Origin of the sequence: Aquimarina sp. MMG016 (genome assembly GCF_018100805.1) — a bacterium.
Taxonomy (GTDB): domain Bacteria; phylum Bacteroidota; class Bacteroidia; order Flavobacteriales; family Flavobacteriaceae; genus Aquimarina.
In genome coordinates, this window is sequence record NZ_JAGJEA010000014.1 from 36,446 (window position 1) to 61,885 (window position 25,440).

Annotated in this window: 22 protein-coding genes; 14 read left to right on the top strand and 8 right to left on the bottom strand. The window is 33.4% G+C overall.

Annotated elements, in window-relative coordinates:
- Positions 1 to 66 precede the first annotated feature (66 nt).
- Positions 67 to 1,146 (top strand): DUF3667 domain-containing protein, encoded by a 1,080-nt coding sequence (locus J8M14_RS19685; protein ID WP_211076543.1) that lies wholly within the window; start codon positions 67 to 69, stop codon positions 1,144 to 1,146.
- 1 nt (position 1,147) lies between these two features.
- Entirely contained in the window at positions 1,148 to 1,534 is a 387-nt protein-coding gene (apaG, locus tag J8M14_RS19690) for a Co2+/Mg2+ efflux protein ApaG (protein ID WP_211076544.1), read from the top strand.
- 166 nt (positions 1,535 to 1,700) lie between these two features.
- On the opposite strand, the gene J8M14_RS19695 is transcribed toward apaG, so the two are convergent.
- From J8M14_RS19695 to J8M14_RS19705, 3 genes are all read right to left on the bottom strand, one after another.
- A complete protein-coding gene (locus J8M14_RS19695; RefSeq protein WP_211076545.1) occupies positions 1,701 to 3,092 on the bottom strand; it encodes a M12 family metallopeptidase in 1,392 nt (463 codons plus the stop codon).
- Between the two features lie 475 nt (positions 3,093 to 3,567).
- On the bottom strand, positions 3,568 to 4,563 hold the full coding sequence (locus J8M14_RS19700; RefSeq protein ID WP_211076546.1) for a DUF6695 family protein: 996 nt from the start codon (positions 4,561 to 4,563) through the stop codon (positions 3,568 to 3,570).
- A 32-nt stretch (positions 4,564 to 4,595) separates the two neighbouring features.
- Positions 4,596 to 5,312, bottom strand: coding sequence for an NRDE family protein (locus tag J8M14_RS19705; protein WP_211076547.1), 717 nt, complete (start codon positions 5,310 to 5,312; stop codon positions 4,596 to 4,598).
- A gap of 173 nt (positions 5,313 to 5,485) precedes the next feature.
- Between J8M14_RS19705 and pruA the strand changes: the two genes are divergently transcribed.
- Together pruA and J8M14_RS19715 are read left to right on the top strand one after the other, a co-directional pair.
- Complete coding sequence (gene pruA / locus J8M14_RS19710) at positions 5,486 to 7,114, top strand: L-glutamate gamma-semialdehyde dehydrogenase (protein WP_211076548.1); 1,629 nt, start codon at positions 5,486 to 5,488, stop codon at positions 7,112 to 7,114.
- A gap of 438 nt (positions 7,115 to 7,552) precedes the next feature.
- Entirely contained in the window at positions 7,553 to 8,014 is a 462-nt protein-coding gene (locus J8M14_RS19715) for a GNAT family N-acetyltransferase (protein WP_247672711.1), read from the top strand.
- Here the strand turns inward: J8M14_RS19715 and rsmG are convergent.
- Positions 8,011 to 8,640, bottom strand: coding sequence for a 16S rRNA (guanine(527)-N(7))-methyltransferase RsmG (gene rsmG / locus J8M14_RS19720; RefSeq protein ID WP_211076549.1), 630 nt, complete (start codon positions 8,638 to 8,640; stop codon positions 8,011 to 8,013). The genes J8M14_RS19715 and rsmG overlap by 4 nt on opposite strands.
- A 138-nt stretch (positions 8,641 to 8,778) precedes the next feature.
- Between rsmG and J8M14_RS19725 the strand changes: the two genes are divergently transcribed.
- From J8M14_RS19725 to J8M14_RS19735, 3 genes are all read left to right on the top strand, one after another.
- Positions 8,779 to 9,882, top strand: a complete 1,104-nt coding sequence (locus J8M14_RS19725; RefSeq protein WP_211076550.1) for an acyl-CoA desaturase — start codon at positions 8,779 to 8,781, stop codon at positions 9,880 to 9,882.
- A 41-nt stretch (positions 9,883 to 9,923) separates the two neighbouring features.
- Positions 9,924 to 11,111: a pyridoxal phosphate-dependent aminotransferase gene (locus J8M14_RS19730; protein ID WP_211076600.1), complete on the top strand. Its 1,188-nt coding sequence runs from the start codon at positions 9,924 to 9,926 to the stop codon at positions 11,109 to 11,111.
- A gap of 257 nt (positions 11,112 to 11,368) precedes the next feature.
- Entirely contained in the window at positions 11,369 to 11,653 is a 285-nt protein-coding gene (locus J8M14_RS19735; protein ID WP_211076551.1) for a hypothetical protein, read from the top strand.
- 11 nt (positions 11,654 to 11,664) lie between these two features.
- Here the strand turns inward: J8M14_RS19735 and J8M14_RS19740 are convergent, their stop codons facing one another.
- Positions 11,665 to 13,161: a potassium transporter TrkG gene (locus J8M14_RS19740; RefSeq protein ID WP_211076552.1), complete on the bottom strand. Its 1,497-nt coding sequence runs from the start codon at positions 13,159 to 13,161 to the stop codon at positions 11,665 to 11,667.
- 2 nt (positions 13,162 to 13,163) lie between these two features.
- Positions 13,164 to 14,513, bottom strand: a complete 1,350-nt coding sequence (gene trkA / locus J8M14_RS19745) for a Trk system potassium transporter TrkA (protein ID WP_211076553.1) — start codon at positions 14,511 to 14,513, stop codon at positions 13,164 to 13,166.
- A 187-nt stretch (positions 14,514 to 14,700) separates the two neighbouring features.
- Between trkA and ubiE the strand changes: the two genes are divergently transcribed.
- On the top strand, positions 14,701 to 15,429 hold the full coding sequence (gene ubiE, locus J8M14_RS19750; RefSeq protein WP_211076554.1) for a bifunctional demethylmenaquinone methyltransferase/2-methoxy-6-polyprenyl-1,4-benzoquinol methylase UbiE: 729 nt from the start codon (positions 14,701 to 14,703) through the stop codon (positions 15,427 to 15,429).
- 1 nt (position 15,430) lies between these two features.
- The gene (locus tag J8M14_RS19755) at positions 15,431 to 16,156 is read left to right on the top strand and encodes a porin family protein (RefSeq protein ID WP_211076555.1); all 726 of its coding nucleotides are present in this window, start codon (positions 15,431 to 15,433) and stop codon (positions 16,154 to 16,156) included.
- A gap of 6 nt (positions 16,157 to 16,162) precedes the next feature.
- Here the strand turns inward: J8M14_RS19755 and J8M14_RS19760 are convergent, their stop codons facing one another.
- Positions 16,163 to 16,891: an RNA methyltransferase gene (locus J8M14_RS19760; RefSeq protein ID WP_211076556.1), complete on the bottom strand. Its 729-nt coding sequence runs from the start codon at positions 16,889 to 16,891 to the stop codon at positions 16,163 to 16,165.
- 37 nt (positions 16,892 to 16,928) lie between these two features.
- Between J8M14_RS19760 and J8M14_RS19765 the strand changes: the two genes are divergently transcribed.
- From J8M14_RS19765 to accD, 3 genes are all read left to right on the top strand, one after another.
- Entirely contained in the window at positions 16,929 to 19,484 is a 2,556-nt protein-coding gene (locus tag J8M14_RS19765; RefSeq protein WP_211076557.1) for a BamA/TamA family outer membrane protein, read from the top strand.
- Between the two features lie 128 nt (positions 19,485 to 19,612).
- Positions 19,613 to 20,680, top strand: coding sequence for a class II fructose-bisphosphate aldolase (fbaA, locus tag J8M14_RS19770; RefSeq protein WP_211076558.1), 1,068 nt, complete (start codon positions 19,613 to 19,615; stop codon positions 20,678 to 20,680).
- Positions 20,681 to 20,745: 65 nt separating this feature from the next.
- Positions 20,746 to 21,606 carry an acetyl-CoA carboxylase, carboxyltransferase subunit beta gene (gene accD, locus J8M14_RS19775; RefSeq protein ID WP_211076559.1) on the top strand — a complete coding sequence of 287 codons (861 nt, stop codon included), beginning with the start codon at positions 20,746 to 20,748 and terminating at the stop codon, positions 21,604 to 21,606.
- A 72-nt stretch (positions 21,607 to 21,678) separates the two neighbouring features.
- On the opposite strand, the gene J8M14_RS19780 is transcribed toward accD, so the two are convergent.
- Positions 21,679 to 22,506 carry a hypothetical protein gene (locus tag J8M14_RS19780; protein ID WP_211076560.1) on the bottom strand — a complete coding sequence of 276 codons (828 nt, stop codon included), beginning with the start codon at positions 22,504 to 22,506 and terminating at the stop codon, positions 21,679 to 21,681.
- A gap of 164 nt (positions 22,507 to 22,670) precedes the next feature.
- On the opposite strand from J8M14_RS19780, the gene rpsO reads away from it, so the two are divergent.
- Entirely contained in the window at positions 22,671 to 22,940 is a 270-nt protein-coding gene (gene rpsO, locus J8M14_RS19785; protein WP_201918398.1) for a 30S ribosomal protein S15, read from the top strand.
- A 229-nt stretch (positions 22,941 to 23,169) separates the two neighbouring features.
- A complete protein-coding gene (locus J8M14_RS19790) occupies positions 23,170 to 25,371 on the top strand; it encodes a polyribonucleotide nucleotidyltransferase (protein ID WP_211076561.1) in 2,202 nt (733 codons plus the stop codon).
- The last annotated feature ends 69 nt before the right edge of the window (positions 25,372 to 25,440 follow it).

Here is a 25,440-nt window from a genome sequence, read left to right on the forward strand (position 1 = left end):
TTTTTTTGTGTTTTGTATCGAAATACCTTTACTTTAACCTCATTTCGGGAAAACCATCAACCAAAAATGAAAAACACCGGGCGATTTCTAAAAAAGCACAGGGGAGATGAATGTCTTAATTGTGGGGTACCATTAGATGTTATTGATCGGTATTGTCATAGTTGTGGACAAATTAACACTACCAAAAAATTGTCTTTAAAAGATTTTTTTGGAGAATTTTTTGCTAGCATATTTTCATATGATTCTCGACTTAGACACACTATAATTGCTCTACTATTTAACCCAGGAAAAATATCTAAAGAATATATAGAAGGTAAACGAATAAAATATGCTAATCCGTTCCGTTTTTACCTTAGTATTTCAATAATCTTTTTTATTATCAATGGTTTGTTTATGAACCTGGATGATTTTTCTAGAGGCTATAATGATGGGTATAAAGCTGCGGAAAAAGCAAAAAAGAATTCTGAAAATGGTTTTAACTTTAAAATAAACAAAAACAAAGAAAGTATAACGATAACCAAAGATCTGGATTCAATTCCGAAACCTGATAGCAAAGTGACTTATTATACCGAAACGCAATTAGACACGATGAATTTTATCAAAGAATCACTAATACGTTTTGACATCTATCAATCTCATTATGAAAAAACCAAACAAGAATACCCGAATATTGCTCTGGATAGTTTGAAACATAAAAAAACCAAGTATAACCGATATCTATATAAGAAAGGTATACGAACAAAAAAACTTAATGAAGATCCTTCTGAACTAATAAAATTTATTTTAAACAAGCTACCGTTTATTATATTTCTATTCCTTCCTTTCTTCAGTCTTGGCATATGGTTACTGTATATTAGAAGACCATTTTCTTATATGGAACATTTAATATTCACGTTCCATACACAAACATTATTTTTCATTTTATTAGGAATAGCAATTTTATTTGACCAGATCACTAACAATGAGATTGCATCAGGAATTGCTATAATAATATTCTTATTTTATCTCTACAAGGCAATGCGAAAGTTTTATAATCAAAGTAGGATCAAAACTATTGTTAAATTTCTATTAGTCAATGTAATATTTTTTATCTTAGCTAGTATTGGAATTATAGTTACTTTTATAGGATCTCTATTTACATATTAATATGGTTCAACAGGTTACTAGAGGCATAAAAATTTCGGTGGACACCACTTTTGAAGGTACTTTCTATAAGAACCATAAAATTCATTTTGCCTTTGGGTACTGTATTACTATTGAAAATCAAAGTAAAGATTCTGTTCAACTCACCTCTCGTTTTTGGGAAATAAAAGATTCATTAAATAATACTGAAATTGTAGAAGGAGAAGGAGTTATCGGGAAAAAACCAGTCTTAAAACCTGGTGAATCTCACACATACAGTAGTGGATGCTTACTAAGTTCTCCTTATGGCGCAATGAAAGGTTATTACTACATGATTAACTTTACATCTGCAAGAAAATTTAAAGTAGCTATCCCGGGCTTCAAACTTAATGCTCCTTTTGCACTTAACTAAATATCACTTATTTAATCTAGTCTATCTTCTACCTCGCTAATCGAGGCAATAATGACAATGAAAATCGCATACAAGTTGGTGTTCCCTTCTATAATAATTCAGTTCAGAGGCTGACTTTGAAATAAAGCCAGCCTTTAGAAGTATGCTAAAATTTAAGTCTATAAATTTATCTTGCAGGAGGATATTGATAAAACCCTTGATTGTAATAATATGGATTTTCCTTACAAGTATATAAATCTGCAGTCTGGTTATATCCATTATTACTAAAAATAACATTACTGCACTGTCTAAATGGTATTTTTGTAGCGTACCAGCCATTACCCAGGTCAGCCATTTGAAGCCCTGGCCAATTACCCAAAAACTCATTAATACCATCCCAGGCATATAGATGTGTATACCCTTTCACCACAATTAATAATTCATCTTCCTCTGAAGCTGATGGAATCACTGAATACCAATTGTCCTTATAAAAAAATGGATATTCTTTATTTACAATCAAATCATCTGTTTGCCACGAACCATCATTACTAAAAATAATATTGGTTTCTTGTTTCTCATCATAAAAAGTAACATCTACTTTCCCCCATTTAGAGCTTGTATTAAAAGCACTTAACTCTGGGGTGTAAGAATTTATATTTACTCCTGGCCAAGGAATCGGATTAGGGTTGCCAGAATCCCAAGCATACACCTTATTATACCTTTGTAGATCATAAACATAAACTTCTTTAGTGTCACTGACCGGGATCGGTGTATTAGGATACATAATATTTGCTACTTCTATATCTGTTGAAGAAAGTTCGATTCTATTTATAGCATATGTACTTCCATCCTTTTTTGTAATTGTGGGCTCTCCATTTTTTGAAAAGAAATAAGGCCCATACATCATTATTGAATTAAAATCCATGACATCTGAATAATCAAACCCATCTCTATTTCTTTCTATATAGGTCATGAAATTATGCGCATAACCATCTCTAACATTTTCGAAATGCACAGTAACAAACTCATCTCTATTACTTCTACTTTGTTCATGCCACAAACCAATAGCATGTCCAATCTCATGAATAGTTGTACCCGTACTACAACCATTTGCCAATGTAATTGCCTGTCTACCTCCGGTCATCCCAACAAATGAAGAACAACCACTACCAAATTGAAAATACACATAATTCCTTTGATCAGTTCTAGGAATAAAACGTAAATTAGTATACTCCTCCCAATGTGCAATAGCATCAAAAATACGCTGTTGGTTAGGTAAACTTTCCTGAATCTCATAATAAACTGTACTATTCGTCCAGAAATTGCGAGTAATACCAACACCTTTTTTCGTTACTGGTTGATCTGATAATTGTGATTCTTGAAACACCATATCCCCTTCTAATAGATACTGCCCATCTGTCTTTTCCAAAAACAGTTCCTGAGTTCCATAATACTTTCTTACCACATTAGAAGATACTTCCTGATTAGGCTTTGAATTCTCAAATTCTTCTACTTGACAAGAAGAAAAATTCAACAATAATACAATGAAAAATGATTTTAGTAATTTTTTAACCCCCATGACCTACTTAATTATTTAGTTATTTAATTAATCAAACAATTTTACCTCCAAGACCCTAGAATCCTGAGTAAGTAAATTTAAAAAGCAAGAACAGAAAAATAATCACGAAATAATTAGTAGGGAAAACCGGTAAAAAAAATAAACCTTTGAAAATAAATAGGTTACAAATAAATATAACGATGGAGCTTGTTTTTATTTTTTCGATCAAAAACCAATAAAAAAGTTTAAAATCAACACTTTAAACAATCTATATCGTTATAACTTAAACTAATTATAGACTTTATACATCGTTTGAGAAAAATAAAAAATCAAAACATCTACTCAAACCTAGTTAAAATAAGGAAAAGAACTATAAAAACACTGTATATAATCAAGTTATCGCCGTCTTTAAAGAAATGGTAATTATCGATCTGAGAGAAGAAGTAAAAAATTTATTAGATAGATTAGAAGGATATCAAAAATCAACCTTATACACTTATGTAAATATTCTTCTTACTAAGTCAAATCTGATTTTCCTTCCCTCTTGCTCTACATGGCAGTATTTACAATGAGAATCATATACAAATTTGTACTTTTTTCTATAATCAAAAGTCGATTTCACTTCAAAAATACCTCTAAAATCCTCTTCTCCATACTCTGTATACCTTTTGATCTCAAATAAATCCTCGTTACTTGATTTATTAAGAACAAAATATGCACTACTGCCTATACCAGAAAGAAAATGAGCTTTCTTTAAAAAATCAGGCAAAACAATATTCTTCTCTTTTTTCAGTTCCGGTGCTCTTTTATCAAAGTAATTAGTCAGGTTTTCCTTAAAAACAGATTCAGGATATTCCTGCAGAATTCCCTTTTCTACTTGATAGACAATATTTCCTACTGAAGCCTTTTCTACATTACCCAAAGGACTTGGGGTAAATAATTTATTACGGCGCAACGGTTTTTTAATTTTAGATAGATCTGTACTTGAAAGCAAAGTGTCTGTTACAATTCTTGAGCAATTACTTCCTTCTTTCCTAAAAGTAGAATATGGTATACTTCCTTTACTTTGTAAGTCCAAAACATAGGACCTTGCTTTATCGTAATAAATGTAATCGCATACTGATGCAACGAGACGCCCACTACCATGTGTTTTTTCAGGGTGAGCCTCTAACCATAATAAAAATTCGTCTATATTAGACAAATTACCTTCTGGTGTAAATTTAGCATTAAAAGGAATTTCTAACTCTACATCTGTTACTGCACTACGAACTCTTCCTTTTCCTTGAGGAGTTATATATCTTCCGAAATCATAATATTCTGCAACACCTGTCTTATTTTCAATAAGCACCAGAGCCGCATGTCCAGCTTTTATGATTCCGTTTTTACCTAAACCAAACATTTGCAGTATTGCAGTAGATGTTTTTTCGTCAGAAAATCGAACAAATGTATCTGGAAAGGCTAATGAAATTATTTTGCCCGTGTAATTATTCACAGGAGTAGAAATTTTAATTAATGAAACACATGCTATACCGTAATAGCTTCAAAAACAACTGTACTTATTTCCTCATCTTGAAGATTTTCATATCGCATTGAAAGCTCTTCTTCATTCTTTACAATCTGTGTTATACTTCTAGTCTTTAAAAAACCTCGATCAATCTGCAGATCTACATCTTTGTCACCAATCCCAGCATTCTTATGAAAATCTAATAATGTTTCTGAAGTAAGTACATTTTGATTCTCGAAAGACTCAAACCAAACTTCACGTTTAGCTTTCATTTCTGGAGTATATAATGTAGAGGAAGACCAAATATGAGTCTGTTTTTCTAAAGTTTTAAAATGTTTTTGTTGCCCATCCCATACTAGTTCAAAAAACACAAGATCAGAGCTCCAATTAGCAGCAACAATAGTAAAGGGCTCGATACCTGAATAATCATAATCTTCTATTGCACTTTTTAGATCATCAGCTCCTAACAAGTCCCTAACAACAACACCCCTACTTTGTCTATATGACACGGCTCTTTCATGAATTTCAAAACCACCATTAAGCAAACAAATCATTGTATCTTTATCACTAACACCAATCCAAGTACCACCTGCAACAGCATCCTTAGGAAATAACATCCTGGTTTTATTAACCTGATAAAATTCCGGCAATAGTGTTTTTCGATTTACAGCCTCATCACGATTAGAGGTAAGAATAAAATTATTTTCTTCAATAGGGATTAATGTAACTGTACACATAAAGTTTGGGTCGACATAATATCGCACAACTTACAAAAAAAATTACATACTACTTTAAGCATGTTTATAAAAGGTTAAAATGAATATTAGCCTTTTTAATTTTCTATCTTTGCGACTTGAGGTTACTAACTCATCAAATACACATCTTACTAATTTAAACAATACACTATATCATGGGAAAAGGTTTTTTTCAAGTTCCAACTGCAATAAACGAACCCGTTAAATCTTATGCTCCAGGAACTCCTGAAAGAGAAGAAGTTCTAGAAACATATAAAGCAATGTACAACACCACAATAGATGTACCTTTATATATTAATGGAGAAGAAATCAGAACAGGAGACACATCTACTATGTCTCCCCCACACGATCACAAGCACATATTAGGAACCTATCATAAAGCTGAAAAGCAACATGTCCAAAAAGCTATCGATACAGCTATTGAAGCTCGTAAACAATGGGCTGATTTAGCTTGGGAGCAACGTGCAGCAGTATTCTTAAGAGCAGCTGAACTAATCGCCGGACCGTATAGAGCAAAAATTAATGCAGCTACGATGTTAGCACAATCTAAAAACATATTTCAGGCAGAGATTGATGCCGCTTGCGAATTTATAGATTTCTTACGCTTTAATGTAGAATTTATGACTCAGATCTATGAAGATCAGCCTGATTCTACTTCAGGAGCGTGGAATAGATTAGAATATCGTCCTCTCGAAGGTTTTGTATACGCAATTACTCCATTTAACTTTACCGCGATTTCAGGGAATCTTCCAGCTAGTGCAGCTTTAATGGGAAACACAGTGGTATGGAAACCAAGCGATAGTCAGATTTATTCTGCTAAAGTAATTGTAGACATCTTTAAAGAAGCTGGAGTTCCGGATGGTGTGATTAATGTGGTATATGGAGATCCTGTAATGATTACTGATACTGTATTAGCTAGTCCAGATTTTGCTGGAATTCACTTTACAGGAAGTACTCACGTATTCAAAGATATCTGGTCTAAAATCGGAACTAATATCCATAATTATAAAACATACCCAAGAATTGTAGGAGAAACCGGGGGTAAAGATTTTATTGTTGCGCACCCAAGTGCTAACGCTAAACAAGTAGCTACAGGAATCTCTCGAGGAGCATTTGAATTCCAGGGACAAAAATGTAGTGCTGCATCCAGAGCATATATACCTCAGAGCATGTGGGCTGATGTTGAGAAATATGTAAAGGAAGATATAAAATCCTTTAAAATGGGCTCTCCTGAAGACATGGGTAATTTTATTACTGCCGTAATTCACGAAGGATCTTTTGATAAATTAGCTAAATACATCGATCAGGCTAAAAATGATGCTGATGCAGAAATTATTGCTGGAGGTAATTATGACAAATCCAAAGGTTATTTTATTGAACCTACAGTAATTTTGGCTAAAGACCCTAAATATACCACAATGTGCACAGAGCTTTTTGGACCTGTTATTACTATTTATGTGTATGATGATAACAAATGGGAAGAAACGTTAGTATTGGTTGATGAGACTAGTGAATATGCGCTTACCGGAGCTATTTTCTCTACTGATCGTTATGCAGCTGCAGAAGCTACTAAAGCTTTAGAAAATTGTGCAGGTAATTTTTATATCAATGACAAACCTACCGGAGCTGTAGTAGGACAACAGCCTTTTGGTGGTGCTAGAGCATCAGGAACTAATGACAAAGCAGGGTCATACCTCAATTTATTACGTTGGGTATCTCCGCGTACAATTAAAGAGACTTTTGTCACTCCTGTAGATTATAGATATCCGTTTTTAGGTGAGTAGTTTCAGATGAAACTTATAATAAACAAACCGTATATCATATTTTGGACATTGATTCCAATGATTCTGATATACGGTTTTTCTTTAGGAGATAAAACGCTGGATGTAAATATTTATGACACTTATTTTGTAATTGCCCGATTTCAGGTTTGGTTTTTACTATCTTTTATATTTTTAGTTTATGGGGCTCTATATTGATTAGCCCTCACATTAAACAGAAAGCTAATAAGCTTCTTAACTATCGCACATACAATTACAACTATTATTGGAGTTTTGACATTAACAATATTAGGGTACTTAACAACAACATTTAAGACAGAAGAAAAAATATTTTTGATTCAAATAATTATTTTTTTGTTAATCTTAATTGGTCAATTATTGCTTTTAGTAAATTTAATTGCAAGTTTATTTCGAAAAAAGAAATTTAAAAGCATCTAAAAAATGACTATCCGACCAGCAAAATTAGAAGAACTCCCGATTTTATTGGGTTTTGAACAAAAGCTTATCGAAGCCGAGCGTCCAATGGATATTACACTAAAAACTAATGAAAAAATTAGTTATTACGATATTGGAGAATACATAGAATCAGATCATACTAATGTAGTGGTAGCTGAAATTGAAGGAGAAATTGTTGGTAGTGGTTATGGGCAGATAAGAGATCGAAAAGAGTTCTTCAAACAGAAGCAACTAGGTTACATAGGTTTTATGTATGTAAAAGAAGAGCATAGAGGTAAAGGAATCAGTCAAAAAATAATTCAGTATTTGTATGATTGGTTCAAAACTAAAGACCTGGAGGAAATTCGACTTACTGTCTACGACAAAAACCCAAGAGCTATAAAAGCCTACGAAAAGGTAGGCTTCGAAAAGCATTTAATAGAAATGCGAATAAACCTGAAAGGCTAGAGCTTATATTTAATTGGCAAATACACTACTTTTTTAGTTTCGAAAAACTCCTCTTCAAAATAATTTATCAAATCATATTGAACTGCTTTAGGAAAAAGAGCTAATTCGTCAGTTAGGTCACCTCCTTTTAGATATAAAATTCCATTTTGCAGATCGTGTACACTTTTTTTGGTAATATTTTTACGCACCCACTTTACAAAATCAGGCATATTCGTCACAGCACGACTTACTACAAAATCAAATCGGTCATCAAAAGTGCCAGCTCTTCGCTGTTCAGCCTTCAAATTCTGTAACCCCAAAGCTTTTGCAACCTCATTAACAACTCTAATTTTCTTAGCAATTACATCTACCAAATAAAATTGAGTTTCAGGAAATAAAATCGCCAAAGGAATCCCTGGAAAACCACCTCCTGTACCTACATCCAAAACTTGTGAGCCCGGTTTAAAACTCATAACTTTTCCAATCCCTAAAGAATGTAATACATGTCTTTCATATAAAGACTCAATATCTTTTCTGGAGATTACATTAATTTTAGCATTCCATTCAGCATATAAATCTCCTAATTTCGAAAATTGTAATTGTTGCTCTTCAGTTAAATCAGGAAAATATTTTAATAAGATATCCATCAACATAAAATTAGATTGTAAAAATACATGTTAAACCGGTATATTTTACTTCTTTTTAGGAAGTTAAAAAATATAAATCCCTAACTTTACCCAATATTAGAATGACAAATGACGTTTTGGTCATAAAGCTCAACTATCATGACTACACCCAATGTGCGCTTTAGCAGAGTAGATTCCGCTAAATTCTTTAGAACTCTGAATAAACGAGTTAATCAGTATTTTAAGGATAATAACATAAAAAGAACAGGAAATTGGCGATTACATATAAAAACAATAGTTATGTTCTCTATTTTTCTAACCCCATATTTCTTGATACTTACATTAAATATTTCTCAATGGTGGATGCTATTGCTCACAATTATTATGGGCGTAGGTATGGCTGGAGTAGGAATGAATGTTATGCATGATGGTAATCATGGTTCGTATTCTTCAAAGAAATGGATTAATAATCTAATGGGTAGTAGTATGTATATTCTTGCCGGAAATGTATATAACTGGCAAGTTCAACATAATGTACTACATCATACTTATACCAACATCCACGGACATGATGAAGATATGGATGCTGGTAGAGTAATTAGATTTACGAAACACGCAAAATGGAGACGTTTTCATAAATTTCAACATTATTATTCTATATTTTTGTATGGCTTATTAACTTTTAATTGGGCTCTTACCACTGATTTCAAACAGACCAAAAGATACCTTGCTCGTAAACTTGCATATGGAAAATTACCAAGTCCTATTCAACAATGGAGTACTATTGTTGTCACGAAAATTATTTATGTACTTATATGGATAGTAATCCCCATGATTATTTTATCTATTTCGTGGTGGAAAATATTAATAGGATTTTTTGTTATGCATTACGTAGCAGGATTAATTTTAAGCATTGTATTTCAATTAGCGCATATGGTAGAAGATGCACAAATGCCTGTACCAGACCAAACAGGAACCATGAAAAACACTTGGGCAATACATCAATTATTTACTACCGTCAATTTTTCTACTAAAAATAGAATAGTAAACTGGTTTACAGGTGGGTTAAACCATCAGGTGGAACACCACATTTTTCCACACATAAGCCATATTCACTACACGAAGATTTCTAAAATAGTAAAACAAACTGCTTTAGAGTTTAATCTTCCGTATAACGAATACAAAACCACACGTAAGGCTATAATAGCTCATTTTAAACATCTTAAAGAAATGGGAACGAAGCCTGCGGCAATACAATCATAACTTTTATTTACCAATTAGAAATGAGTACACAAGTATCGGAAATGAGTACACAATTATCAGACAGAATTAATGCATTGGAAGCCTCTGCTACGTTAGCTATGGCTGCAAAAGCTCGTGAACTAAGAGCTGAAGGAAAAGACATTATTGGACTTAGCTTAGGAGAACCTGATTTTAACACTCCGGATTTCATTAAGGAAGCTGCTATACAAGCAGTTAATGACAACTATAATTCTTATACACCTGTAGATGGTTATGTAGAATTGAAAGACGCTATCATTACCAAATTTAAACGTGATAACAATTTGGCTTATGATCGTTCACAGATTGTTGTATCAACTGGAGCTAAACAGGCTTTATACAATATAGCCCAGGTATATATCAATCCTGGAGATGAAATTATTTTACCTTGCCCTTACTGGGTAAGTTACAGTGATATTGTAAAACTTGCCGGAGGAGTTCCAGTAGAAGTAAGAACTTCTATTGATACAGACTTTAAGATGACTGCTGAACAACTTGAAGCTGCTATTACACCAAAAACAAAAATGTTATGGTATAGCTCTCCCTGTAATCCTAGTGGATCTATTTACAGTAAAGAAGAATTAAGAGCTCTTGCTGATGTGCTTCAAAAATATCCAGACATTGTAGTAGTAAGTGATGAAATATATGAACATATCAATTATGTTGGAGATCATGCTTCTATGGCTCAATTTGAAGATATGTACAACAGAACTGTTACTGTAAATGGAGTTGCTAAAGCTTTTGCTATGACGGGATGGAGAATAGGTTATATTGGCGCTCCAACTTCTATTGCCAGAGCTTGTAATAAAATACAAGGACAAGTAACCAGTGGAGCTAATTGTATTGCGCAGCGTGCTGTGATTACTGCATTAGAAGCTCCTGTGAGTAATATTCATTATATGGTTGATGAATTTAAGGAACGTAGAAAATTAATTTTAAATCTATTAGCAGATATTCCTGGATTCGAATGCAATAAACCAGAAGGTGCATTCTATGTGTTCCCTGATATTTCTTATTATTTTGGAAAAACATTAAAAGGCCAAACTATTGAAAATGCAACAGACTTTTCTATGTACTTATTAGAACAAGCTAATGTAGCTACAGTAACCGGTGTTGCTTTCGGAAATGGGAATTGTATAAGAATCTCCTATGCTGCGAGCACCGAACAAATTATTGAAGCTTTGAAAAGAATTAAAGAAGCTGTAAGCTAATTCTTAGTTTCTTAAAAAGAGATTTTATGATATAAGCCGATTACTCATCGAGACAAGTAATCGGCTATTTAATGTTAAGTAAAAACAAAATTTACTCTTTCAAAGAAAATTAGAGCTTTATTGAACAATAAAAAGTTTTAATTTCGTTTATAACAAACAACTCTTCAATTTCCCCCTAGTATGAAGATTTTCGATCATAGAAAATTTTTGATTTATAATTTGTCGATTTATCCATTAATCTCTTAAAACCTAAAATTATGGACATTTCGGAAAAAGAACGTATCGTTAAAAAAAACGTACTTGAAATTTTTAAGGAAAATTTCAAAGTAACCAAGACAGAAGAAGAAATTCTTAATATCAGACCGGAAAACGAGTTTGATGCTAACTACACAGATTATTACGAGTCTATTCTAGATATATTCCTTATCGAGGAAGAGTATCTGGAAAATATTAATGGAAAAGTTAAGCATACTATCAAAAAAGTAACCGAATTGTGGAACTCAACTCCACACTCTTTTGCTTCCTGGGAGTTTCAATACTAAATCAATTGTAATTACCTGTCTCTCCAGAAGAAAGGCGTAAGTAATATTAGGACGGTAAATAACTCTAACCTGCCTATTAACATAAGAAAGGAGCACCACCATTTCCCAAAATCTGGTAGCACATCAAAATTATTAACAGGACTTAGTTTACCAAATGCAGGGCCTACATTACCTAATGAGGATGCTGCTCCACCTATAGCTGTTTCGAAATCCAATCCTAGTGCCCCTAGAACCAATGAACCAATAATAAAAGAGAGCATATAAAGAATAAAAAAGGCAAGCACATTAAACACGATCTCTTTGGAAACCGCCTTTGTATTATAACGTACAGGAAGAATAGCATTAGGGTGTAATGTACGCTTAAACTCTAATATTCCGTTGCGTATAGTTATCAAATGTCTTACTACCTTCATACCGCCTGCTGTAGATCCCGCCGAACCTCCTAAAAACATAATCCCAAAAAAGAAAACTGTTAAAAAAGGAGCCCACATAGTAAAATCAGCACTCACAAAACCAGTTGTAGTAATTACAGCTAATACCTGAAATAACGCATGTCTAAAAGCGCTTTCTGCTTCTCCCCAAACCATAGGATGATCAATTGTAGAAATAGAAACATCTGCTTTAAAATAAATAATTAGCGTAGCAACAATCGTAAAACAAATAATAAACAGCGTGTATAATTTAAACTCTTCGTCTTTGATAATCTTCTGTACCTTTCCTTTGAACCCAAAATAACTTAGCACAAAATTCATACCTGCCAAAAACATAAATAATATAATAATATATTGTATAACTGGTTGATCATTCCAATGGGCAACACTTGCATTCTTAGTAGAAAAACCTCCAGTGGATAATGTACTCAACGCATGATTTATAGCATCAAAAAAATCCATCCCGGCTAATTTAAGCAAGATGGTCTCAGCAGCAGTATATCCAAAATATATCAACCATAATCGTTTAGCAGTATCGGTAATACGTGGATGTAGTTTATCAGCACTAGGTCCAGGTGCTTCAGCTGCAAATAACTGCATCCCACCTATTCCTAAAAGTGGTAAAATTGCAATAGCTAATACGATAATTCCCATACCGCCAATCCAATGAGTTAAACTACGCCAAAACAAAACACCTTTTGGAACAATTTCAATATCATTAAGAATAGAAGCTCCTGTAGTCGTATAACCTGACATCGTTTCAAAAAAAGCATTGGTAAAAGTCGGGATAGCTCCAGAAAACAAATATGGCAGTGTACCACTCAATGACATAAAAATCCAACCAAAAGTAACTACAATATATCCTTCTCGTTTATTAATTTCTTTCTGATGTTCTCTAGTTAGAAACATCAGTGCAATCCCAACAAACAACGTAGCTAGGGCAGCCAACATAATATCTATAGTCACCCCATCTTTATAAATAAAACTAATAATTGTCGCCAGTAGCATAAAACCTCCATTACAGAGCAACAAAAGCCCCATAATATGCGAAATAATCTTGTAGTTCAGTTTAGACATTGTTATAAGAAGAGCTTTTCTATTTTCTTAATAGATTTTGGCAAACAACATACTACTACTCTATCTCCTGCCTGAATATAAAATTCTCCCAACGGAATAAGACCCTCACCATTTCTTATCACACCAGCTATTATAGCAGAACGAGGAAAATCCAAATCTTTTATCAGATTATCACTTACTTCAGAAGTCGGTTTCACAATAAACTCCAATAACTCAGCATTCATATTATTGAGCTTGGTCATAGCTACCACTTCTCCTTTTCTTATGAATCTAAAAATGTTATTTGCTGCAAGAAGTTTTTTATTAATCAATGTATCAATTCCTATAGAATGAGATAATTGAAAATAATCCATATTCTCAACCAAAGCAATTGTTTTACCTACTCCTTTGGATTTTGCAACCAAACAAGACATAATATTGGTTTCAGAATTTCCTGTAACAGAGATAAATGCATCCATATCAGATATACCTTCTTCTTCTAGTAATTCTACATTACGTCCATCGCCATTAATAATCAATGCAGCTGGGAGATCATCAGCCAAATCAAAAGCCTTATCTCTATCTCTTTCTATTAGTTTAACCCTAAATTTATGATCACACAGGTCGCAAGAGGTTTTATACCCTATTTTGCTTCCTCCCAGAATCATTACTTTTTTGATCTGTTCTTTAACCTTACCAGTTAATTTGTATAATTCATCAACACCCCCCTTAGAGGTTATAAAATAAACCTGATCTCCTTCTTTAAACTTAGTATCACCTCTTGGAATCAATGTATATTGTGTTCCTGAACGCTGAATTGCTACTGGCATAAAATGTAACTCAGGAAATATATCTGCAGCTTCTCTTACAGTTTTACCAACAAACAAGGCTTCTTTGGACAATGTTGTACCTACCATTGTCAGAGCACCATCCTCAAACTCGTAACTATCGTGAAACGCAGATTGATTGAGTAGTAATTCAATTTCACTAGCCGCTAATGCCTCTGGTGAAATTAGCTCATCAATCCCAAACTTGATGAAACCAACTTCATCCTTATTTTCAATAAATTCTGTATTGGATATCCTTGCAATAGTGCGCTTAGCTCCCATTTGTTTAGATAATACACACACCGTAATATTAGTAGTCTCACTAGAGGTAACACTAATTACCATGTCCATATTCTCCACTTTTGCTTCTTTTAAGATAGCAATAGAAGTAGCATCTCCCTTAATAACTCTAATATCTAAATGAGTATCTGCATAGTTAAGACATTCTTTATCGGTATCAATAAGTGTAATGTCTTGAGACTCAAATGAAAGTAATTTAGCCAAATGAAATCCCACCTCACCAGCTCCGGCAATAATGATCTTCATCGGTTTTGTTTATTGTTTTTCATCAAACATAAAATCAACTAAAACATAAATAATTATGTCTTAAAAATATAAAAGTGTACAAAGATAGTGCAAATTGAATAACTGGTGAAATTTGATTAACTATAACTAAATGTGATTCTACTCTTACTATCTATTGCAAAAATGTATATTTGCCTAAATTTTTTGGATGTCAAAAAAAATAACACCATATAATGATAGCTCCAGAACAAAAAAGGAGCAGGTTGCAGAGATGTTTGATACCATTTCTGGAAACTATGACGGCCTTAACCGTGTAATTTCTTTTGGTATTGATATAAAATGGCGAAATAAAGTCGTTAAACTTGTCAGTAATACAAAACCTCAAAGAATTCTTGATGTGGCCACTGGAACTGGCGACTTAGCCATAAGTCTTACTAAGACAGGAGCTACTGAAATAATAGGACTTGATATTTCTGCAGGAATGTTAGAAGTTGGCAAACATAAAATCAAAGCTAAAAATCTGGATTCTATTATAAGTATGGTTCAGGCAGATAGCGAAAACTTACCCTATAAAGATGATTATTTTGATGCTATTACAGTAGCATTTGGAGTAAGAAATTTTGAAAATTTAGAAAAAGGGCTTTCAGAAATTTATAGAGTACTCAAGCCTGGAGGGATTTTTGTGGTATTAGAAACCTCAGTTCCCACAAAGACTCCCTACAAACAAGGATACAAGTTTTATTGTTCCAAAATTTTACCTACAATTGGAAAATTATTTTCTAAGGACAGATCAGCATACGCATATCTAAGCGAAAGTGCCGCTGCTTTTCCTTATGGTGAACAGTTCAACAATATTTTGGAAAAAATCGGGTTTATAGAGATGGAAGATAAGCCACAAACTTTTGGTGTTGCAACAATTTATACAGCCACAAAATAATATGAAGAAGTTTTTTATAATCATTGCTGTTCTAGTATGTACTCAAGACATGAGTGCTCAGCTATTTTCTAAAGAAAGAGTTCAAAACCTTCAAAACTTTGATAAAGATAGACTTAGTTGGGGTTTCATTCTTGGACTGAATAGTTACAATTTTAATTTTGATTATAATGCCATACCTGAAGGAGAAACCTCACCTTTGGATGGGGACATCCAGGTAAGTGGCTCAACGGGATTTAGTGTTGGTTTATTAGGTAATATGAGAATCAATGACTATTTGGATCTTAGATTAGAACCTATGGTAACTTTTTCTCAACGAAATTTAACCTTTTCAGGGCCAGATTTTACAGATACATCTGATTCTTTTAGAGAAGTTAAGTCTACTTATGTTCATATTCCTCTTTTATTAAAAATTTCTACCAAAAGACTAAATAATTTTAAACCTTTTGTTGTTGGAGGAATATCTACTTCGATTAATTTATCCAGCAACGAAGATAATCCTGATGATAACTCTGTAGGAGAATTCAGAATGACAACCAACACTAGCTATTATGAAGTTGGTTTTGGTATTGATTTCTATTTATACTATTTCAAGTTCTCTCCTTCTATTCGTGGAGTATTTGCTATGTCGGATGAATTAGTTAGAGATAACAATCCTAATAGTCAATGGACATCATCAATTGACAAAATGCAAACCAGAGGAATTTTTATCAATTTTACTTTTCAGTAATTTTTTTTAAAACCTTCTTCTAAATTCACTTAAAACTATTGCCGTTGCTGTGGCCACATTAAGACTTTCTGTTTCTTTTGTTGAACCAAATTGAGGGATCGATATTTTTTTGTTAACCAGCTGTTCTATTTCAGAAGAAATACCATTTGCTTCATTCCCCATTACGATAACCCCATTATCAGGTAATTCTTCAGCATAAATATCATTTCCATCCATAAAGGTTCCGAAAATCATTTCTTTCTGATCCTCAAGAAAGTCAAGAAGATTTACATAGCTTATATTCACCCTGGTAATAGATCCCATTGTTGCTTGTATAACTTTTGGGTTATAACAATCAACCGTTTGTTCAGAACAAACCAAGGCGGTAACTCCAAACCAATCACATAATCTGATTATTGTACCCAGATTACCAGGATCTCTAACATCATCTAAGGCTAAAACCAAACTATCCGTATTTACATCTTGGTTTTTTGGAATATAAAAAATAGCCAATGCTTTTTGAGGAGTAGCTAAAAAACTTATTTGTTTTAACTCCTGTTCTGTAACATCATAGTGAAGGTTTTGAGGAATATCAAAAGAAAACTCATTGGTAGAAAAAAGAGAATGAAGCTTTACTTCTGCCTCTAACAACTCAAGAATTACCTTTTTTCCTTCAGCAACAAATAACCCATGTTGTTTTCGGTACTTTTTTTGATATAAACTTTTTATTAGTTTCTTTTGGTTTTTGCTAACCATTCAAATAGTGTATTTTTGACTCAATAATGAATTCGTATTGAAATACTTTCTGACAAAAATATTATTAATTACGTTAACTACAACCTTTTTAGTTTCCTGTAATGCCGTTAAAAGAGTTCCAGAGGAAGATTATCTACTTACCAAGAATAAAATATTTGTAGATAGTGTAAAAACTAACGACACTAAATTATCCAATCAACTATACCAAAATCCTAATGTGAAGCTAGTCGGAATTCCATTTAGATTACACATCTACAACCTCGCAAGCATTGACAAAGACTCTTCATATCAGGCGTGGTTAAAAAGAAAACCTAATCGAGAAAAACGAATGAGCAGTTTTCTTTCTAAAAAACAGGTAAATCGATTAGGAGTTGGCTTAGCTGGAATTAATGAATGGATTAAAGAAACCGGAGAAGCCCCTACCATAATAGATGAATCAAAAGCTAAACGCTCACTTAATAGACTAAAAGCCTATTATTGGAATAATGGATGGTTTAATGTTGAAGGGGATTATAAAATCAATAGAGGTAATGACCAAAGAGCTACTATTGATTATTATATAAAACCACAACAACCATATCAAATAGATTCATTATATACCAAAATAGAATCAAAAGACGCTGATTCTTTGTATATTAAAAACAAGGAAGCATCTAAAATAGTTCGTGGAAAACAATACAAAACACTAGATATAGAAACTGAGAGAGAAAGATTAACCTCTCTATATAGAAATTCAGGTCTATTTCATTTTGAAAAAGAATATATAAAATTTGATGCAGACACAGTAAATACAGATCATAAAGTAAATCTGAACATGCTTATAAAAAATAGGCAGGTAACTAAAGGAGATTCTACTGCGCGAGTTCCGTTCAAGGTACACACCATTAGTAAGGTAAACATTTTTACAGATTACTCATTTCTAAATAGAGACAAAATACCTAGTGATAGTGTTTTTTATAATGGATACAATATTTATTCTTATAACAAATTAAAGTATACTAGAAAAGCTATTACCAACTCTATATTGATTAGCCCCGGAGAAATATTTAGGGATAGGGATCGTACATTAACCTACAATCAAATCAGTAACTTAAGAGCTTTTAAATACCCCAATATAAGATATGACCTAGATCCTAATGATCCGTCAGGAAGTAGTTTAATAGCTAATGTACTATTGACCCCTAGAAAAAAATATAGCACCAATGCGGAGTTTGATGTATCAACTTCTGATATTCAAGCATTTGGAATAGGATTTGGAGGCTCATTCTTAATAAGAAATGTATTTAGAGGAGCTGAGTTATTAGAAATATCTGCAAGAGGTAGTATAGGTTCCTCCAGGGATGCTGTAGATGGTAGTGGTCAATTTTTTGATATTTCAGAAATAGGAGCCGACCTTAAATTGTCATTTCCAAAAATAATTTTCCCACTAAAAACCAATAAGATTATTCCAAAATATATGTCACCAACTACTAATCTTACTTTTGGGATAAACGCACAAAGAAACATCGGGTTGGATAAAGTAAACGCATCTGGAACATTTAGTTATAAGTGGAGACCAAATACTATTATCACCAATCAGATCGACCTAATCAATGTACAGTTTGTTGACAATCTAAATGTAGAAAACTATTTTAGAGTGTATAACTCTTCATATAACCGTTTAAATAATATTGCAGTGCAGGTATTAGACCCTGATTCACCCTTTCTTAATGATCAAGGCTCACTGACAATTGATGAACAAGGTGCAGATGATTTCATTATTGAATCACTTGGCAGTAATCCTAATAGTGATCTAAGAGTTGACCAAATACAAGAAATCAGGAATATCAATGAGCGAAAAGAGCGATTAACAGAAAATAATTTAATTTTTGCTTCGAGTTATACTTATTTAAAAAACAATCGTAAAAATCTCTATGATGAAAATTTCTCAAGGTTTAGAGCTAAAATAGAGTTTGCCGGTAATGTACTCAACTCTATTTCTGAACTTACAGGACGAGAAAAAGAATCAAACGATCGTTTTAAAGTATTTAATGTTGAATTTTCTCAATATGCCAAGACCGAAATGGATTATATAAAACACTGGGATCTTGGGCGCAAAAGTGTGTTAGCATTTAGAGCTTCTGGCGGCATTGCAATCCCTTATGGAAATGCTAATAGCATACCGTTTGCCCGAAGTTTTTTTGGTGGTGGCCCCAATGATAATCGTGCTTGGTTGGCTTATGGTTTAGGTCCAGGTAGTAGTGGTGGAAGAGATGAGTTTAACGAAGCTAATATGAAACTGGCATTTAACCTGGAATATCGCTACAACATTTTGGGATCTCTTAATGGGGCCTTTTTTATAGATGCCGGAAACATCTGGAATGTATTAGACAATGAAGAAAACGAAGATGCCATCTTTTCTGGGTTTGACGACTTACAAGAAATTGCTGTTGGTAGTGGTTTAGGGCTTCGTTATGATTTTGATTTCTTTATCATCAGACTAGATGTAGGCTTTAAAACCTTTAATCCAGCTAATGATGAAGACCAGCGTTGGTTTAAAGGGTATAGTTTATCTAAGGCCGTATATAACCTAGGAATTAACTACCCATTTTAGCATTACTTTTGACCATTTATTATTTCTTAACTAATTAATTTTCAAAACACTTTCACTTTAGATTATAATATAAAATTCTTTACATATAATTTTGTTATTTTTGTAAGCTTATAAACCAAAACTAAATTATGAGTCACAACATCAAACCAGGAGTTGCTACGGGGGACGAAGTTCAAGCGATTTTTAAGTATGCAAAAGAAAAAGCTTTTGCACTACCCGCAGTAAATGTAATTGGTTCTAATTCGATCAATGCAGTATTAGAAACTGCCGCAGAGCTAAATTCTCCTGTAATTATTCAATTCTCTAATGGAGGAGCGCAATTTAATGCAGGAAAAGGATTGTCAAATGAAGATCAAAAAGCAGCTATCGCTGGAGCCACAGCTGGAGCAAGACATGTACATTTAATGGCAGAAGCTTATGGAGTTCCGGTAATTTTGCATACTGACCACTGTGCAAAAAAATTATTACCGTGGATTGACGGTTTATTAGATGCAGGAGAAGCATTTTATAAAGAAACTGGAAAACCATTATATAGCTCACATATGATAGATTTATCAGAAGAGCCTATCGAAGAAAATATAGAAATCTGTAAGGAATACTTAGCTCGTATGAGCAAGATGGGTATGACTTTGGAGATTGAGCTAGGAATCACTGGTGGTGAAGAAGATGGTGTAGATAACAGTGATGTAGATGATTCTAAATTATACACACAACCAGAAGAAGTTGCATATGCCTATGAAGAATTAAGTAAAGTAAGTGATAAATTTACTGTAGCAGCTGCATTTGGTAATGTACACGGAGTTTATAAGCCAGGTAATGTAAAATTAACTCCAAAGATCCTTAAAAATTCTCAGGAATTTATTTCAGAGAAATATGGAGTTGAGCATAACCACATCGATTTTGTATTTCACGGAGGAAGTGGATCTACTTTAGAAGAAATTAGAGAAGCTATTGGATATGGTGTGATTAAAATGAATATTGACACTGATCTACAGTTTGCATTTAATGAAGGTATTCGTGACTATATGGTAAACAATGTAGAATATCTAAAAACCCAGATAGGTAACCCTGATGGTTCTGAAGAGCCTAATAAAAAGTATTATGATCCAAGAAAATGGCTTCGAGAAGGAGAAGTCACTTTTAAGAATCGTCTTAAGAAGGCTTTTGAAGATTTAAATAATGTAAACACATTATAAAAGACAGAAAACCAAGCTGAAACTCTTTAAAATTATGAGTTTCAGCTTTTTTAATATAATAATTTATGACTGCTTGGTTTAAGAGAACGCAAAAAGGTATACAAACCGCTACTGAAGATAAAAAAGATGTACCCAAAGGGCTTTGGTATAAATCTCCTACCGGAAAAATTGTAGACGCAGAACAGCTCGAAAAAAACTTTTATGTAAGTCCCGAAGACGGTTATCACGTAAGAATAGGTAGTGCAGAGTATTTCGAAATACTCTTTGATGATAATAAATTCAAAGAACTTGATAAAAACCTATCATCAAAAGACCCTCTTAAATTCGAAGACAAAAAGAAATACGTGGATCGTCTTAAGGATGCCATGGACAAAACAAATCTTAAGGATGCTGTAAGAACTGCCGTAGGAAAATCCAATGGTAACGATATAGTCATTGCATGTATGGATTTCTCATTCATTGGTGGTTCTATGGGAAGTGTTGTTGGTGAAAAAATTGCCAGAGCTGCGGACTATTCTTTAAAACATAAAATTCCATTTATGATCATTTCTAAATCAGGAGGAGCTCGTATGATGGAAGCAGCATTATCTTTAATGCAATTAGCAAAAACTTCAGCAAAACTTGCACAATTAGCAGATGCCAACATTCCTTACATTTCATTATGTACAGATCCAACAACAGGAGGTACAACCGCTTCATTTGCTATGCTAGGCGATATAAATATTTCAGAACCTGGAGCATTGATCGGATTTGCAGGACCTCGTGTAGTACGTGATACTACAGGAAAGGAATTACCAGAAGGTTTTCAAACTTCTGAATTTGTTTTAGAACATGGGTTCTTAGATTTTATAACTCCACGCCAAAACTTAAAACAAAAAATAAATCTATATTTAGATTTAATTCTAAACAGACCTTTGGCCAACTAAAAAATGTATTCTTATTATAAAGAATGAAAAAACCGCCTAAAATCAGGCGGTTTTTACTTTTATAAACTATTCTTATAATCTAATCTCTCTTTCTTCTCCTTCACTATTGGTAAATACAGCCAAATTATCACACGATCCATCTCCATAATCTAAAGTTCCACTAAAATTAGTCCTTATTAAATCTACCATTCCACTGACTAAGAACCTACAACTAGCCTCACGACGTAGTGCTGTGGTTATAATTGTACTATGTGTATTACCATTAGCAAAATTAGTTTCCCACGCTCCAGTGATTAAAAATACATTATCACCCCAATTACCATTAAACACACCTTCTACCCATTCTCTAGTTTTGTTTCCGGTTCTTGATGCCTGACTGCCGTCAACGAAAGTGACAGTAAAATCAAGGTTCATAGTATACTGAGGATTACCATTGTTATTAGCCTTCTGCCTGGTAACCGTTTTTGATCCTTCAAATTGAATATCATCGATAGAAAAATCTTGCAGACTATAATTAATAGTTTTAGACATTGCATCAATATCAATTGTATAAGACATAATTATTTTTCCTTTTACAATATGATCACTTCTTACTTCACATCCATCGGATCCAAAATCCAGAGTTACAGTTTTCGAAGTACTGGTTATTTGCACATCTATTGTTGCACAATCCGGTAAATGAGGATGTATTGGTGATTTATTTTCACTTTCTTCATACTCATATGTTTGTAGAACAGCATCACTTAACACTTCGGAAGCATCATCAATTTTAGCAGACAATTCTGCATCTTTAGAATCTATTTCTCCTAATACGTTATCAATATTTTCACTATCATCACATCCCACAAAAACCACTAATAAGAATGCAATCAAACTAAATTTAAAAAAATTGTTCTTCATTGTATTTAATTTTAATGTTACATCTATAAGACTAAACACTTTAGAAAAGGTTTAATTCTAAAACATTTTTTATCAAAAACTATTTCTAACACAATAAAGTATTATATTTGCACGCTAATAGCAGAATGCTATGTATACATAAAAATCATTTAAATAATATTGGAATGTATTTAACAAAAGAAATTAAAGAAGAAATCTTCGCAAAACACGGAAAAGGAAAAAATGATTCCGGTAGTGCAGAAGGTCAGATTGCATTATTTACCCACAGAATTACTCATTTAACTGAGCACTTAAAAAACAATCGTAAAGATTTTAATACTGAGCGTTCATTGGTAAAACTTGTAGGTAAACGTAGAGATTTACTAGATTATCTTAAGAAAAAAGATATCATGAGATACCGTGCAATCGTAAAAGAATTAGGATTAAGAAAATAAGAAAAGAGAGGCTTCGTGCCTCTTTTTTTATTTTATATAGAAGTTTATTAATAAAAACATTCAAACCATTTGGTAAGAATGATGCCTTAGTTTTTCATTGGTCGTACATCAACTACAACAACACAACCTTGTCCGTCCGAGTAAGACGGAAACCAATGTTTAATTAAGCCTGAGATATTTCTAGCTGTTAATATATGGCATAGGATATACAGGTTTGAATCAAAAAATTATGATTCCACAAGTTTATAAAGAGGTTATCGACTTAGGTGACGGAAGACAAATCACCCTCGAAACCGGAAAATTAGCAAAACAGGCTCACGGCTCTGTTGTTGTTCAATCAGGCAAGTGTATGTTATTATGTACAGTTGTGTCTAACTACAAACAAAGTGATGTAGATTTCCTACCCTTAACAGTAGATTACCGTGAAAAATTTGCTGCCTCTGGCCGTTACCCTGGTGGTTTTTTCAAAAGAGAAGCCAGACCAAGTGATGGTGAAGTACTAACAATGAGACTGGTAGACCGAGTATTACGCCCACTTTTTCCAAAAGATTATCACGCAGAAACTCAAGTGATGATTCAACTAATGTCTCATGACGAAGATGTAATGCCTGATGCAATGGCTGGATTAGCAGCTTCTGCGGCAATACAGTTATCAGATTTCCCATTTGAATGTGCTATATCTGAAGTTCGTGTAGGTAGAGTTAATGGTGAGTTCATCATCAACCCAACCAGAGCTCAATTAGATGAATCAGATATCGATATGGTTATAGGAGCTTCCGCAGACTCTGTAATGATGGTAGAAGGTGAAATGGATGAAATTTCTGAAGAGGAAATGGTAGAAGCTATCAAATTTGCACACGAAGCCATTAAAATACAATGTGCTGCACAGATCAAATTGGCTGAAGCTTTCGGTAAAAAAGAAGTTCGCGAATATGATCCTGAAAGAGAAGATGAAGAATTAGCAAAGAAGATTCACGATATGGCATATGATAAAGTATATGCTGTCGCAAAAGCTGGATCATCTAAAAAAGAAAGAGGTTCTGCATTTGCTGAAATAAAAGAAGAAATAGTAGCTACTTTTTCAGAAGAAGAATTAGAAGATTTTGGAGATTTAGTTTCTAAATATTATGCAAAAGCAGAAAAAGCTGCTGTTCGTGATTTAACTTTAAATGAAGGGCTTCGTCTTGATGGTAGAAAAACTACTGATATAAGACCTATCTGGTGTGAGGTAGATTATTTACCATCCACTCATGGTTCTTCTATATTTACAAGAGGAGAAACTCAAGCGTTAGCTACAGTAACTCTAGGAACTTCTAGAGAGGCTAATCAGATTGATATGCCTTCTTATGAAGGAGAAGAAACATTTTATTTACATTATAACTTCCCTCCTTTCTCAACCGGTGAAGCAAGACCAATCCGTGGTACTTCTCGTAGAGAAATAGGGCACGGTAATTTGGCTCAACGTGCATTAAAAGGAATGATTCCGGATGATTGCCCATACACAGTACGTGTTGTATCAGAAGTATTAGAATCTAATGGTTCTTCTTCTATGGCTACAGTATGTTCAGGGACTATGGCATTAATGGACGCAGGTGTACAATTAAAAAAACCAGTTTCTGGTATCGCAATGGGATTAATTTCTGATGCAGATTCTGGAAAATATGCTGTATTATCTGATATTTTAGGTGATGAAGATCACCTAGGAGATATGGATTTTAAGGTAACTGGAACTGCAGATGGTATTACCGCTTGCCAGATGGATATAAAAGTAAAAGGGCTTTCTTATGAAATCTTAGTAAATGCTTTAAAGCAGGCTGCCGATGGTCGTTTACATATTCTTGGTAAATTAACCGAAACTATTGCCAATCCAAATGCTGATGTGAAAGCACATGCTCCAAAAATGGTTACCAAAACTATTCCTGGAGAATATATAGGAGCACTTATCGGACCTGGAGGTAAAGTAATTCAGGAATTACAAAAAGAAACAGGAACTACCATTGTAATTAATGAAGACCCTGTTACTGAGGAAGGAAATGTAGAAATTCTAGGTACAAACCAAGAAGGAATCGATGCGGTATTAGCAAAAATCGATTCGATTACATTTAAACCGGCAGTAGGAAGTGTATATGAAGTTAAAGTTGTCAAGATGCTAGATTTTGGTGCTGTAGTTGAATACATGGAAGCTCCGGGTAATGAAGTTCTACTTCATGTTTCTGAATTAGCTTGGGAACGTACAGAAAATGTGAGTGATGTGGTAAATATGGGAGATGTATTTGATGTAAAGTACTTTGGTATTGATTCTAGAACTCGTAAGGAAAAAGTTTCTAGAAAAGCTTTACTTCCTAGACCTCCAAGACCAGAAGGCGATAAACCAAGAGGTGATAGACCTAAAGGTGATAGAAAACCAAGACCTGGTAAAAAAGAGAACTAGTAATAATACACCGTTATTTATAATAAAACGCCTTCAATTCAGTTGAAGGCGTTTTTCTGTTTTTACAAA